15 protein-coding genes are annotated in these 13908 nt (G+C 61.7%); 8 read left to right on the top strand and 7 right to left on the bottom strand.

Going from position 1 to position 13908, the window contains the following annotated elements:
• Positions 1–118 precede the first annotated feature (118 nt).
• Genes DP106_RS04090 through DP106_RS04100 form a run of 3 tightly spaced genes read left to right on the top strand, consistent with a single transcriptional unit; the run spans position 119 to position 2760 of the window.
• Positions 119–1552 (top strand): cytochrome ubiquinol oxidase subunit I, encoded by a 1434-nt coding sequence (locus DP106_RS04090; RefSeq protein WP_120083588.1) that lies wholly within the window; start codon positions 119–121, stop codon positions 1550–1552.
• Positions 1545–2546 (top strand): cytochrome d ubiquinol oxidase subunit II, encoded by a 1002-nt coding sequence (locus tag DP106_RS04095; protein WP_120083589.1) that lies wholly within the window; start codon positions 1545–1547, stop codon positions 2544–2546. Before DP106_RS04090 ends, DP106_RS04095 begins: the two co-directional genes overlap by 8 nt.
• Position 2547: 1 nt before the next feature.
• Positions 2548–2760 carry a hypothetical protein gene (locus DP106_RS04100; RefSeq protein ID WP_120083590.1) on the top strand — a complete coding sequence of 71 codons (213 nt, stop codon included), beginning with the start codon at positions 2548–2550 and terminating at the stop codon, positions 2758–2760.
• 20 nt (positions 2761–2780) lie between these two features.
• On the opposite strand, the gene DP106_RS04105 is transcribed toward DP106_RS04100, so the two are convergent.
• The 6 genes from DP106_RS04105 to DP106_RS04130 all read right to left on the bottom strand — a co-directional run bounded on the left by DP106_RS04105 (position 2781) and on the right by DP106_RS04130 (position 7798).
• Positions 2781–3041: an MTH865 family protein gene (locus DP106_RS04105; RefSeq protein ID WP_120083591.1), complete on the bottom strand. Its 261-nt coding sequence runs from the start codon at positions 3039–3041 to the stop codon at positions 2781–2783.
• Positions 3042–3077: 36 nt separating this feature from the next.
• A complete protein-coding gene (locus tag DP106_RS04110) occupies positions 3078–3314 on the bottom strand; it encodes a hypothetical protein (protein WP_120083592.1) in 237 nt (78 codons plus the stop codon).
• A gap of 82 nt (positions 3315–3396) precedes the next feature.
• Entirely contained in the window at positions 3397–4497 is a 1101-nt protein-coding gene (locus tag DP106_RS04115) for an ABC transporter permease (protein ID WP_120083594.1), read from the bottom strand.
• A complete protein-coding gene (locus tag DP106_RS04120) occupies positions 4490–6445 on the bottom strand; it encodes an ABC transporter permease family protein (RefSeq protein WP_240625318.1) in 1956 nt (651 codons plus the stop codon). Before DP106_RS04120 ends, DP106_RS04115 begins: the two co-directional genes overlap by 8 nt.
• Positions 6442–7392 carry an ABC transporter ATP-binding protein gene (locus DP106_RS04125; RefSeq protein ID WP_120083595.1) on the bottom strand — a complete coding sequence of 317 codons (951 nt, stop codon included), beginning with the start codon at positions 7390–7392 and terminating at the stop codon, positions 6442–6444. Before DP106_RS04125 ends, DP106_RS04120 begins: the two co-directional genes overlap by 4 nt.
• A gap of 100 nt (positions 7393–7492) precedes the next feature.
• Entirely contained in the window at positions 7493–7798 is a 306-nt protein-coding gene (locus DP106_RS04130; protein ID WP_240625319.1) for a flavin reductase family protein, read from the bottom strand.
• A gap of 5 nt (positions 7799–7803) precedes the next feature.
• On the opposite strand from DP106_RS04130, the gene DP106_RS04135 reads away from it, so the two are divergent.
• The 4 genes from DP106_RS04135 (at position 7804) to DP106_RS04150 (ending at position 11287) form a co-directional block, all read left to right on the top strand.
• On the top strand, positions 7804–8571 hold the full coding sequence (locus DP106_RS04135) for a DUF429 domain-containing protein (RefSeq protein WP_165857817.1): 768 nt from the start codon (positions 7804–7806) through the stop codon (positions 8569–8571).
• A 46-nt stretch (positions 8572–8617) separates the two neighbouring features.
• The gene (locus DP106_RS04140; RefSeq protein ID WP_120083597.1) at positions 8618–9067 is read left to right on the top strand and encodes a hypothetical protein; all 450 of its coding nucleotides are present in this window, start codon (positions 8618–8620) and stop codon (positions 9065–9067) included.
• Positions 9068–9236: 169 nt separating this feature from the next.
• Positions 9237–10637: an APC family permease gene (locus tag DP106_RS04145; protein ID WP_120083710.1), complete on the top strand. Its 1401-nt coding sequence runs from the start codon at positions 9237–9239 to the stop codon at positions 10635–10637.
• Positions 10634–11287: a potassium channel family protein gene (locus tag DP106_RS04150; protein WP_120083598.1), complete on the top strand. Its 654-nt coding sequence runs from the start codon at positions 10634–10636 to the stop codon at positions 11285–11287. Before DP106_RS04145 ends, DP106_RS04150 begins: the two co-directional genes overlap by 4 nt.
• 1 nt (position 11288) lies before the next feature.
• Here the strand turns inward: DP106_RS04150 and DP106_RS04155 are convergent, their stop codons facing one another.
• Positions 11289–12092: an RIO1 family regulatory kinase/ATPase domain-containing protein gene (locus DP106_RS04155; protein ID WP_120083600.1), complete on the bottom strand. Its 804-nt coding sequence runs from the start codon at positions 12090–12092 to the stop codon at positions 11289–11291.
• Between the two features lie 263 nt (positions 12093–12355).
• On the opposite strand from DP106_RS04155, the gene DP106_RS04160 reads away from it, so the two are divergent.
• The gene (locus tag DP106_RS04160) at positions 12356–13903 is read left to right on the top strand and encodes a sensor histidine kinase (protein WP_165857818.1); all 1548 of its coding nucleotides are present in this window, start codon (positions 12356–12358) and stop codon (positions 13901–13903) included.
• Positions 13904–13908 lie beyond the last annotated feature (5 nt).

Here is a 13908-nt window from a genome sequence, read left to right on the forward strand (position 1 = left end):
GCGTTTTAGTCGATTAAACTAGTGTTTGTCTGGGGCGTGTGATAAATGGAGAGACACACTTAACTAATCGAGTGTAAAACGCACAATTGTACATCGGAGTGAGACTCCGGGGTCAGTCATCATGGATCCAGTCATCGCCAGTCGGGCCCAGTTCGCCCTCACCACAATGGTGCATATCATCTTTCCCGTGATGAGTATGGGGTTAGCCCCCTTTCTCATCTACTTCACGTGGAAGGATATCAGAACTGCCGAGCCCGTCTACGAACAGTTGCGTCGGTTTTGGACCAAGATCTTCGCCATCTCCTTCGTTGTCGGTACTGTCACCGGCATCGTCCTCGAATTCGAGTTCGGGACGAACTTCGCGGCCTTCTCGACGGCCGCCGGTGAGCTGTTCGGCGGCCCACTCGCCGTCGAGGGGATGATGGCGTTTATGCTCGAAGCCACGTTCCTCGGCATCTTCGTCTTCGGCCGCGACCGCGTCGGCGACAAGCTCTATTTCATCTCTAGTGTCGCCGTCGGTCTTGGCACGTGGCTCTCGGCGGTCTGGATTCTGATCGCCAACTCCTGGATGCAGACACCCCGTGGCTACGAACTCGCCACCGAAGGCGGCCAAACGGTCGTCCATCTGGTTGATCCGATCGCGGCGTACGCCAACCCGCGATTCAGCTACATGTTCGTCCACATGCAGAACGCCGCCGTCGAGTCGGTCGCACTGTTCATGGCCGGTGTCGCCGCCTACTACGTGATGCGGCACCACGTCTGGGGGTTCGATCACGAGAACATCGACTTCTGGGAGACAACGCTGAAAATCGCGCTGATCGCACTGTTGATCACCGCACCACTGCAGGCGTTCCACGGCGATATGTACGGCCGCCACGTCGCCGAAACACAGCCCCAGAAGTTTGCCGCCATGGAGGCCGTCTGGGAGACCGACTCCTACGTTCCTGAATACATCGTCGCCTTCCCGACCAGCCTCGATTCGATCACCGATCCACGCGCCAAGGAGCTGTTCGGGATCGGGATCCCGGGCGGCGCGTCGTGGCTCGCCAGCGGGGGTGATCCGACAGCCGAAATAACCGGCCTCAACGAGTTCGACACCGAGTCACCACCCGTCGCCATCGTCTTTTGGGCGTTCCGGGCGATGGTTGGGATGGGCTTTTGGTTCATTCTGCTGTCGTTCTGGGGCGGCTACCGGTGGTACAAAGGCGAGTTATTTGAGGACGCTCTGCTGCATAAGGCGTTGATGGGGTCGTCCGTACTCGGGATCGTCGCCGTTGAGCTCGGCTGGGTCGTCACCGAGGTGGGCCGTCAGCCATGGGTGATTCAGGGGATCATGAAAACAAGAGAGGGTGTCTCGCCCGGCCTCACCGGCACGGAGGCAACGATCACATTCGCCGGCTTTGTGGGGCTGTATGCAGCCTTGCTCGGCCTGTATGCCTACGTGATCGCCCGGGTCATCCGAAACGGCCCGCCGAGTGGTGACGATCTGCGGACGAACCACGAGCCAACGCCGCCGGAGGCACCGGCCACGGGGGTCGCCGACGATGATTAGCGTTGAGGGGCTGTCGTCGGGGCCGCTGTTTGGCCTGCCGCTGCCGGAGCTCTGGTTTGGCCTCATGTTCGCCCTGCTGGCGACGTTTCTGTTCCTCGATGGCTTCGATTTCGGAGCCGGCGCGATCTACGGGCTCGTCGACACTGATCGCCAACGGGAGGCGGTACTCGCCGCTGTCGGCCCGTTTTGGGACGGCAACGAGGTCTGGCTTGTTGTCTTCGGCGGCGCGCTGTTTGCAGCCTTTCCCGCGGCCTACGCCGGGCTGTTTAGCCGCCATTACCTACTGATGTTCGCCATCCTGGGCGCGCTCATCATCCGCGGACTCGCCCCCGAAATGTACGAACAGCGACACGACAACCTGTGGCAACGCGCTTGGAGTGTCGCCTTCGTCGCCGGTAGCGTTCTCGCGCCGTTTTTCCTCGGCGTCTTCGCGGGCAACTGGCTCGTCGGCAACGAGGGCTCGGTTTCGCTGATCGGTCTCGTCGTCGGCGTGACGCTAACGCTGTTGACAGTTGTTTCGGGCGCGGCGTTCCTCCGGCTGAAGGCCCAACACGACCTGCCGCCAGAAGTGTCGACCTACGGGCAGATCGCCGTTGTCGGCTACCTGCTGGCGGTCGTTGCCACACTTGCCGTGTTGGCGGTGCGGCTCCCCGAGGGGATCACGACGCTGTTGGATCCACTGATCGTTGCTTTGGTCGTTGCCTCCATCCTGTTGGCGGCGGGGTACATCCTCGCGCTGCGGCGGGAACAAAACCTCATCGCGCTGGGCATCGCGGGCGTGCTGACCTACGGGTTGGTCACCGTTGTCGCCCGGATCATGTATCCGGGGATCGATCCGGCAACCGGCGCGACCGTGAGCGACACCATCGTTTCGACGCTCCCGCTGAATCTGATGACGATCGGGGCCGGACTGTTGTTGCCGCTGGTCGTCGTCTACTTTGTCGTGTTGTACACGGCGTTCAGCGGCCCGATCACCCCGGAGGAGGCCTACTGACGTGGGTGAGGCGGGCTCGCCGACGCTGCTGGCCTCCCGTGTTTTTGTGACCTGGGTCGAACTGGTCATTGTTGGGTTTGGCGGCACCGCACTCGGCGGGGCTGTTTCTGGGCCTCCGGAGCTGATCATCTATTTTGCGACGACGCTGGTAACCGTCGCTGTGCTCCTGTACAATATCGATCAGTTGATCCAACAGCGACTCAGCGCGGGGTAAGACCGGCGTCGACACATTCCTCACGCAAACACATCCTCGGCACGAAGCCCGGCCATGAGATCATCGACCAGTGGCTCGACGCTGTCGTAGGGATACTCCTGATAGTCGGCGTACTCCATTCCAAGCTCCATCGCGCCGATCGTCACGTCGCCAGCCTCGAAGGTTGTTGCCGCACCGTCCGGCAAAACCGGAATCAACTCGAAGGGGTCGGTCACCGGATACTCGGCGGCCCCAAAGACTTCGGTGAGTTGCCGACGAATCTCTGCCTCAGCGGGTGTCATGGGAACACAGGTGATAGTTCGGGGGTAATAATGGAGTTATTCCGGGGTGATCGAAGATGACTCGTCGAACCAGCCGCGCTCGCGGAGGCCAACACCCAGCAGGACGAGCGCGTTCGGCAGGAACAACAGCGCGCCGAGAGCCATCACGGTGTCCTCCGTTCGCAGTCCGTAGGTCACGGCCGCGCCGGCGATGAGAAAGCCACTCACCGCAAGGAGGTACATCCGGTACTCCATCAACAACGCGAATGGGCGAAACAGTGCGTCAACGTCCATATCTTCGCCTACAACCCACATCCACTAATAAAACCGGTCGTCGAAACACGTCCGTGACACCGAGGGTCATGGCTCACCCCACTCACAGGCGGTTCGGGTTGATTCGGGTTGCCAGCCGGCGGACAGCACCGACGGCCGCAACACCGACGATCCCGTAGACGAGAACGGCCAGCCGTGTCGACAGCGTCGCGCTGTCGATCGCCAGTCGCGCCGCGGTGTTTGCTGGCCCACCGGGCAACAGCGTCGCCCCGGCGAAAAACAGCAACACCGCAACCGAAAACAGCAGTTGTGCGGATCGCCGGTCGGGTGCCAACAGCGAAACGGCCACCGACAATGCGACAACGATCGCTGTCACCGCTGTCACAAGCGCGGCCAGCCAGCCAACGTTGGCAATGGCGACACCATTCAACGAAAGTAGCCCCAGCCACGCAACCGCCTGCAAGGGGGCGATAGCGATCATCGCCGCCGACTTGCCGTCGACGATATCGACCATCGTTACCGGCGCGACACGCAACAGTTCAAGCGTGCCCTGCTCGCTTTCGGCGGTCAGTGAGTCGACGGTGATCGAGCCACTGATAAACACCGGGAGGAACACTAACAGCGGCAACAGGATCGTGTAGGTGAAATCGTAGTAGGGGTTGCCGCCGGTATCCGGTGGCAGCGCCAGCGGCGGATTCGACAGCGAGGCGGCGCGTTCGGTGCGGAGATTTCGCTCAAGAGCGCGTAAGGCCTCTTGGCCCTCAGAGACGACTAGCGTGGTCTCAATGCTGCCCTCTGGGGCGGTCATCACCACCTCGATACGGCCGTCGCTGCGGGTCGTCTGAAACACCGCGTTTACCGCGTTATCTTGGAAATCGGCGTAGGCCTCGCTGGTCGTCGCATACCGCGTGCCCTCGATGGCCGGTCGCTCCTCGATCGCCGCCAGCATCTCATCGGTGGCGTCGCCGGTGACGGCGGCGTCGATCTGATAGCCATCAACGCTGCCAGGATCATACAACGAGACAAGACCGACAACAAGAAATCCAGAGAACGCAGCGACAAACAGTTGGATGACGACCGCGAGGATGATCGTCTTTTCGCGGCCCAACACTCGCAGCTCACGGCCGGCGATCGTCAGCCGCGGATCGCTCACGCGGTCGGCAACAGCGTGCCACTGAGCGCGCAGCCAGTCTCGATCACCCATAGAGGGTCACCACCCCGAAGTTGTACGCCGCGTGAATCACCGTTGCGGCGACCAGCGACACCAGATACCACCACAGATTCTTTCGCGCGCCAAGCGCGGCGACACCGGTGGTCACCGTATGCAACACCAGTGGGCCAGCCAACAGCAACAGCGATGTCGACGGCGTAATCCCGATGCCGGCGGGCTGGAGAGCGGCTTCGCCGAGTTGGAGATTCGGGAGGCCGACCAACTGGGCAACGACGGTGAACTTCTCGGCGACGAAGAAGCCGATCCCGGAAGCAATCCCCAACAGCAGTGCGGTTCGCACCGATCGATCGAACCGATCACTCTCAAAGCCGGCAAACACGTGAACGCTTTTCGCAACCTCCTCGACGGCGGCGATCACTACGAGAATCAGCGGGATCGACACCTCAATCGGCAGCACGAACAAGACGGCGATCGCCAACAGCTCGGCGATAAAGACAAACGGCAAAAACAGCGCGGTCAACACGCCAACCGACCGAATCCCGCTCAATCGCGCATCCAGTGCGTCGAGGAACTTCAACGGCACCGGCTTCTGTGAGAACATATCCTCCTCTCGGTAGACGCCGGTGCCGAGCAGGAACAACACGGCGGTGCTCGTGTAGAACGGGCCGGTCGAAAACAGGTAGCTTCCGAGGGTGACGGCCTCACCCTGGAGCTCCATGACCACAAGCGTCAGCGGCGAGATCAGCGCGATCGGCGTGACGTTGGTGAAGATCGAGGGGATGAACACGTAGCTCGTGAGGAAGACAGTGATCGTGATCGTCACGAACGTGAGTTCCTTGAACGACCGAGCGAACATCGCCCCGAGGAACGTCGCCGCCAAGAAGGTCATCGCAATCGGGACGACCGCCGCCACCGACAACAGGCTCCCGCCGATCGCCGCGGCGATAATCGCCGTGGTAGCGACAGCGATAGCGGCGTACGGCAGGGTTTTGCCGGCGACAATGTCCAGCCGCTCGACGGGCGCGACCAACAACAGCTCACCCCGGCGGCTGATTCGCTCGTTGAGCACGCTGCTCCCATAGGATTGGATCACGAAGTTCATCGGCACGAGAAACAGAAACGCCAACAACAACGAGCCAAAGGGGAAGGGTGGCTGGATCTCCGCTGGCGAGCCGCTGGTGCCGCCGCCGAACAGCGCGCGATCGAGCAGCGAGCCGCCACCACCGTCGGCAACGGGCGGCGCGTCGCTGTCAGTGTTGTCGGTGGCTGTCGTATTGTCACCGCTGCCACTGGCTGGGCCCCCATCGACGTTGCCGGCCGTTCCATTGGTATCGGTGTCGTTGGCGTCAGTATCGGTTCCATCATCACTGTCAGCATCGTCCCCGGGTGTATCATCACCGGTCAGGTTGCCCGCATTTGTCGGGGCGGCCGGGCCGAGCGTCGATTGTGGAATATACTGTAGCTCAACGACAACCGGGTAGGCGGCGGTTCGATTCGGCTCTAATGCCATCGCCCGGTCGTTGTAGGACTGCACCGCCGAGCGGAACGCGGTGAGTGCGGCATCGCCCTTCTCGCCGTCAGCCGGCTCAACGAGGAGCGTCGGCGAACGCGGGCCGGGGCCAGCGGTCGGTTGTCGAACCCCGCCGATCAGCAGGTCGATCTCGCCGGTCGCCAGCGCGGTTCGATCCGGCGGGCGGGCGGTCAGGCTGGCGTGGTCGTCGATCACCGCGGTGTAGGGGCTGTTGTCGGCGACGCCGACCCGGTAGATATCGGTGTTCGGCGACGGTGAGGCGACGCCGAGGGCGACAGCCGAGGTGCCAACGCTGGCAACGACGACAACGAGGACGGCGATCACGGCGAGTGTGCGCCGATTGTAGCTGCTCGTCGACTGGCCGAGTTCCCAGCGGGCGATCCGGGCGATCCGGCGGAGTCGACGCCCGGCGGTCGCGAGCCGTGTTCGCAGGCGATCGACCCGCGTCACGGCGCGTCCTCCACCTCATGTTGATCTGTCGTGGGCTCGCTGGCTGGCTCTGTGTCTGTGGCTGTGCGTGGGCTCGGCATCTGTTGGCCGGTCAGCTCCAGGAAGATCGATTCTAAGCTTGGCTCGTCGGTGCGAATATCGGTGACGCTGCCACCTGCATCTGTCGCGGCGGCCTGGATCGCCTCGACTTCGGCCATCGTTTCGACGACCGCCCGGTGACGGCCGTCAGCGGTTGGGTCGGTGCCGTCGAGTGCGGTGTCGCTGTAGACATGGTAGGTCGTGTCGCCGTACTGGTCGCGGATATCGGCGACCGAGCCGCGGGCGATGATCCGGCCCTCGTTCATGATCACGACGCGGTCACAGACGCTTTCGACGTGGTAGAGATTGTGCGCGCTGAAGATGACCGTCTTGTCGTCCTCACGGAGTTCCTCGGTGAACTCCAACACCGAGTTCGTCGTCAACGGGTCAAGCCCGCTTGCGGGTTCGTCGTAGATGAGCACGTCGGGATCGTTGACCAGCGAGCGGGCGATGGCGACCTTGCGTTTCATCCCCTTCGAGACATCACCCAGTCGGCGGTCACGGTATTCGAGGTCAAGGCGATCAAGCGTCGACTCAATTCGATCGCGTGCCACCTCGTGGGGCACATCGTAGAGATCAGCGAAAAATCGAAGATACGACCGCGCGGTCATATCCTCATACAGCGGCGATTCCTCCGGCAGAAAGCCGAGTTGGTGCCGCATTTCGGGGTCGCCGGCGTCGTAGCCGGCGACGGTTGCCGTTCCGGCGGTTGGTTCGATCAGCCCGGCCAGCATCTTCAGCGTCGTCGTCTTGCCCGCGCCGTTTGGGCCGACGACGCCGAAGATCTCCCCGCGGTCGATCTCGAACTTGCTGTCGACGACGGCGGCAAAATCGCCGTAGGTCTTCCGCAGCCCCGACACCTCGATCATACCTCTTGTGCCATCGGGGCGTACAAAAACACACGGCCTTGGCTATCAGTGCTAATAGCCAGCAGGACACGAGTTGTCGAGGCCGACCGAACGGCCGCAACTACAGCGGTCGCTCCAGCTCGAACCGATCCTGTGTTGCGGCGTAGTAGTTGCCGGCGAGCCGGCCGACGGTATCGGGTGCGTCGATATCGATCTTGTCGTCAGTCAGGACAGCCTCGTTGACGTGGGCGTGAACAACCTCACCGAGGATCAACACGCTGTCGCCGACCTCGATCCGGTCGTAGCGTTCGCACTCTAAGGCGACGCTCGCGGCTGCGACGCGCGGTGGGTTGACGACAGCACCCTTCGACAGGTGGCAAACCGTCGTCCCCGACCGGTATTGGTTTGGGTTCGGGGCCGGTACCACGGCGTGTGACCCAATCTGTGGTCGGTGTCGACGGCTGTGCCGGCGGGTGGTTTGCGGTGTGGACAGCCGATAGCGACGAACCCCTTCGCAGTGGTCGATATGAATCGATCGAGGCCGTTGTCGACGACCACGCTGCGGCTGACACGTTCCTTATCGACATGCCGATCGGGCTTCCCGACAGCGAGCCACGAGCCTGCGACAGCGCGGCCCGACAGCGACTCGGGGCACGCGGTAGTTCGATATTTCCTGTTCCGTGTCGGGCGGTTGTCGACTACGTGCAACGGGAGGGCGACACAGCAGCGTACGACCACGCGAACACGCTACAACGGGAACAACTTGGCTCCGGGCTCTCCAAACAGGCGTGGAACATCACCCCGAAAATCGCTGCGGTCGATACCGTGCTCCGCAACGAACACCCCACCCAAAACATTCGTGAAAGCCACCCCGAATGCTGTTTTGCCGCGCTCAACGATTGGTACCCGATCGCCCAAGCAAAATCGACGACGAGTGGACGGGCCGCGCGGTTCGGTGTCCTCGATTCCGAACTCGATGGCTGGCGCGACCGTTATCAGACCGCCCTCGACGAGCACTACCGCAAGCATCTCGCCCGCGACGACATCATCGACGCGCTGGTGTTGGTTGCCGCCGGCCAGCACGCGCTTACGTCGTTACCCGCAGAGCCACCAACCGATCAGGCTGGGTTGTCGATGGAGATTGTTGTTCCTGCTGTTGATCCATCGTGGCACCGGCATCTGTCGGTTGCCGAGCAGTAGCGGTCGCCGTCGGAACTTCCATATCTCTCGCCCCCCTACAGCAGGTATGTTTACCGGGCGCACCGACACCCCGTGTTGTCTCTGTGGGAGCGCGAAAACCGACCGGCGGATCGAAGTGCCGCCGCGGGCGGTGACGCTGATGGAAAACAGCGGGCCGATCGCCTGGCAGGACATCGTCACCCCGGTAACACTCCAATTTTGTGCTGACGACTGGGCGTTGGTTCGCGATCTCGCCGTGGAGATGAACCACCACCCACTGTCGCGGTGCAATGTTGCTTACGCCTCCTTCGACCTGCGGGAAGATTTTGAGGCCATGCTCAACGAGACGAAGGAGGCTATCGATCACGCCAAGATGGAAACCCGTCTGTTAGAGCGCAGCCGCGAGGTGTTGGCCGACGCCGACGATCCGATGACCGAACCCCGTGATATCGTTGAGGCAACGGTGATCGATGCCGCGCTCGCTGAGCTAGATGCGGTGCCATCGACAGCCGAGTAGCCGGGCTGTGTAACCACCGTGCCGACGGTGGCACCGATAGCCTCTTCCGTATCTCAACGCTTTTGTACAAGACAGTGTCCCTCGCTAGACACTCACACGACAGGAGCTGGGCGCAGTGAGCAGCGAAAACCGCTCGCCGAATGCCGAGTTGGGGTTGCTTGATGCGACGATGATCGGCATGGGGGCGATGATCGGGGCTGGGATCTTTGTACTGACAGGGCTGGCTGCCGAGATCGCCGGCCCCGCCGCGATCGTTGTCTTCGCGCTCAACGGCGCGGTCACAGCGTTTACCGGCCTGTCGTATGCCGAACTCGCCGCCTCGATCCCCAAAAGCGGTGGCGGCTACGCCTTTGTTCGGGAGATCTTCGACGATTTCGCGTCGTTCATCATGGGGTGGATGCTGTGGTTTGCCTACATGATCGCCGGCGCGCTCTACGCGCTGGGCTTTGCGCCGAACTTTCTGGAGTTACTCCACGTTTACGGGCTCGTCGCCCCGCCGGGAGAGGTCGGGGCGATCGCCATCCCACTGCTCGATCTGTCGGTTCCGCTCGCGTTTTTGTTGGCGTTTGTCGCTGTTCTCGCGTTGGTCGCGCTCAACGCGGTTTCGACGGCCGCAAGCGGGAGTGCCGAAACCATCTTCACGATTATCAAGGTGAGCATTCTCGTGGTGTTCATCCTGTTTGGGCTGAGTTCGCCGATGTTTTCGGGCGCGGAGTTTCAGCCGCTGTTCCCGTCGGATGCCGGTGCAGCCGCGATCTTGCCGGCGATGGGGCTGACCTTCATCGCCTTCGAGGGGTACGACCTCATCACCACCGTGACCGAGGAGGTCAAGAATCCACGCGAGAACATCCCCAAGGCGATCTTCCTGAGTCTGATCGCGACCGTGATCGTCTATCTCGCGGTCGTGACCGTTGCTGTCGGCACCCTCGGGGCTGATGGGTTGGCTGATGCCGGCGAGGCCGGGATCGCAGCGGCCGCCACCTCGTTTATGCCGACCGGCCTCCCGATCATCCAAAACGGCGGCGCGCTGATCGTCTTTGGGGCGGTCTTCTCGACGCTGACCGCGCTCAACGCGGTCGTTATCGCCTCCTCACGGGTTGCGTTCTCGATGGGGCGAGAGGGCCAACTGCTGCCCTCGTTCGGTCGCCTCCATCACCGCTACGGGACGCCGTTTGTTGCCATCCTCGCCAGCGCGGTCGTCATGCTTGGCTCGGTCGCCTTGCCAACACAGAGTGCAGGCAATATGTCGAGTCTGTTTTTCCTGTTGTCGTTTGTGATCGTCAATGTCGCGGTGATCCGACTCCGACGCGAGCGGCCGGCGATGAATCGCCCATACAAGATGCCGTTCTATCCGGCCCCGCCGCTGATCGGAATTGCGTTGAATCTGCTGTTGACCGTCGTCCTTGTCGAGTATCTGTTTCGAACCGACCCGCTGGCGATCGTTCTCAGCGTTAGCTGGATTGCCCTTGGCGGCGTTGCCTATCTCGGATTGAAACGGGTGGGGACGGAATCTGAGCCCGAAACAGCGACCGACAGTACAATGTCGTCGGACGATGAGGTGGAGATATGACCACAACACGTGATGTCGTCATCGCCGGCGGTGGTCGTGTCGGCTTTCAGACGGCCGAGATCCTGGCTGATCGCGGACACGACGTGACGATCATCGAACGCGAGGAGGCTGTTGTTAGCGACATCGCCGACGAGTGGGTGGCGACGGTGATCGCCGGTGATGCGACAAACCCGACCATCATCGAACAGGCGGGGATCGAAGACGCCGATGTGATCGCCGCCCTCACGGGCGAGACCGGGCTGAATCTCGCGGTTTGTTTGGCCGCGGTGGAGCTGTCGCCGTCGATCCGTACGGTGGCCCGCATCGATCGGGCGGCCGGCGAATCCTACACGCGCTTTGTCGACGCCCTTATTTTCCCGGAACAAGCCGGCGCGAGAACGGCTGCCAACGAGGTCATCGGCAGCGATGTCCAGACGCTCGCTGATATCACGGCAACACTCGATATCATGCTGATTCGCGTCGCTGAGGAGGCACCGGCAGCCGGCAAGCAGCTATCCGAGGTACGGTTTCCCGATGGCACGCTCATCATCTCCGACAGCGAGGGCGATCGGGTCGCTCGTTCGGAGACGATGCTGACGGCCGGCGATCGGTATCTTGTGGCTGTCGAACCCGCCGTGGCCGACGAGGTGATGAACTTACTCCGAGGGTAAGCTACTCTGCTGTGGCCCGATGTTCGATCTCGCTTCTGAGCCCGGCGGCCGCAAAGTCGTGATCCGGGCGGAGTTGAACAAAGTGCAGAAAGTCCGCGGCCGAAAGCAGATCCGTCATTGGGTACGAGGGTTCGGCGGCCGCGACCGCCGCACGTGCGCCAAGAATCGGTTCAAGCGCGGCCAGCGCGCAGGCGAGATCATACGACCGAATACCCTCTTGGGCGTCGCCGTCGACGCTTGTCGCATCAATGAAGTAGAGCTCGTCACCGAGCAACAGCACGTTTTCAGCGCGGAGATCGCCGTGGGCCAAGCCGGCGTCGTGGAGCGTTCGAAGCGCGGCAAATAGCTCTTCGGCAACCCAGGATTCGGTCTTTGGGTTGAGTGAATCCAGCGGCCGGAACGCGGGGAGATACTCAAAGACGACGACCCCGTAGCCTTCAGCCTCGAAGGCCTCAATCGGTTCCGGGGTGTTGAGCCCCAACTTACGCATCTTTTGGGTGGCCTCCAGTTCGTGTCGCGCCATCTCGGCGGGCGACTGGAAGGATTCAAAGAAGCCGGCGGTACCGCTGGCGACCGCACCAAGATTCCGACCGGTCGTAAACAGCGCGTGGACGAGGGTGTTCTGTTGGCTGATCAGCTTGACAAACAGCGCGTCGTCGATGACGACCGGCGTCGACAGCCAGTTGTCGGCTTCCAGAAACCGAGCGTGGGCGGGCGCGCGGTCGTATCGCTCAACGACGGAGCGAACGACGGTTTCGATCGCCGACCAACTGGGGTGGCCGCGAACGAATCGACGGAGCGACACTACCGGAGATGATGACACGAGCGGATATAAACATCCGGCCCGCGAGTTCGGTCAGTGATTCCGGCGACACTGACGGGGGAGACAACCGGTACTCGGTCGCTGATTTGAGCAGTCGTAACGACCGATCATCCCACACCTGCGACCGAGTGTATTATATATGTTCATGTGGTATCCGTTCTCAACGGCAGTATCCGAACTATGTTTCTCACACCGGCCGCCCTCTCATCGATGTTTGCCCGATATCCCAGAGGATGTGGGACGGAATGAGCCGGTCGGAGGAACACGCCGACGATGAGTTGACCACGGCAGTCCTGTCGGCGATCGACGCCGGTGTGATTGTTATCGACGACGAGGGAGCGATTCAGCGGGCAAACGAGACCGTTCGTGATAAACTTGGGCTCTCGGAGGCCAACATCGGCGTTTCTGCCAGCGAGGCCTTACCACTGGGTGAGTATTTGACACAGTTATCGCCCGGTGAATCCCTTTCAGAGACAACGCTAGCCCCGGCCCCACAGCCAGCGGAAGTCGACGCCGAACCGGCAGTGCGATCACATACCGACGGCGTGGAACTCATTGTTCCGCAGGGCGATATCAAGCGCTGTTTTGTTGTCAAGGCCACGTCGCTGTCGACGGCTGCTGCCGATCGGCTACTGTTATTTGAGGAGGTCAGTGCCCAACGCCGGATCGAATCGCAGTTCAAAACGGCGATGGGGTACACCTCCGATACGGTTGTCGTCGTCCGATCAGATGGCACCGTTCGCTACGTCAGTGATCCACCCGAGACAGCGACCAAATCGCCGAGTGAGATCTCCGTCTCGAAGAACCTGCTCAAGATCGTCCATCCAGACGACCGCTCGACGCTTGAGACGGCGCTGGAAATCGCCGATGAAACCGGTGATGCGAGCATCCATCACTGTCGGTTAGAGACAGACAACAACGGCTGGCGGATGTTCGAGGTGTCGATACGAGAAAACCGGTCGCTGCCGGCTGTTGACGGGCTGATTGTTACGGCTCGGGATGTGACCGACCGTCACCAGTTCGAGCAACGCCGACAGGTGATGAACCGTATTCTCCGCCACGACCTCCGCAACGATATGAACGTTGTCGTTGGCCACGCCGATATGCTGTTGCAGTCCGACGATGATCAGGTGACAACCCACGCTGAGACGATCCGCCAGAAAGCACTGTCCTTGGTCAACCTTGGTGACAAGGTGCGAACAATCGATCAACAGCTCCACGGTGTCGACCGACAACTCCGTCAAATTAATATCGCTCAGATCGTCCGTGAGGAGATCAGTACCATCCACGATGAGTATCCCAGCGTCATCATCCGCTCGCGGATCGACGAGACGACTATTATCGGCAACACGCTCATCCGAACGGCGGTTCGGAACGTGCTGGATAACTCCATCGTTCACAACGACAACAGCTGCCCGGAGATCGAAGTCGAGGTCGACCGCCGCCATGAGACCAACCGCGTGCAAGTCGAGATCCGCGACAACGGGCCGGGCATCCCTGAAGGTGAGCGGCGCGCGATCACCAACGAGGCCGAAACCCCCTTAGAACACATCAGCGGCCTCGGCCTCTGGTTGGTCAAATGGATTGTCGACGGGATGGACGGCTCGCTGTCGATCAGTCAAAACTCCCCGCGCGGAACGGTGGTGACGCTGTCGTTCCCGGCTGCTGATGCCGACAAGTGGGATGAGATCGAGGAGCAGCGACCGGCCGACGTCGCCGACGGCATCCCGTTTCCCAGCGGCTCGATGGGTGATACCGACCCGATCGGAACGACAACCAGAAGCGAAGAGTAGCTTGA

Source organism: Halonotius pteroides, from assembly GCF_003605635.1.
GTDB lineage: Archaea > Halobacteriota > Halobacteria > Halobacteriales > Haloferacaceae > Halonotius > Halonotius pteroides.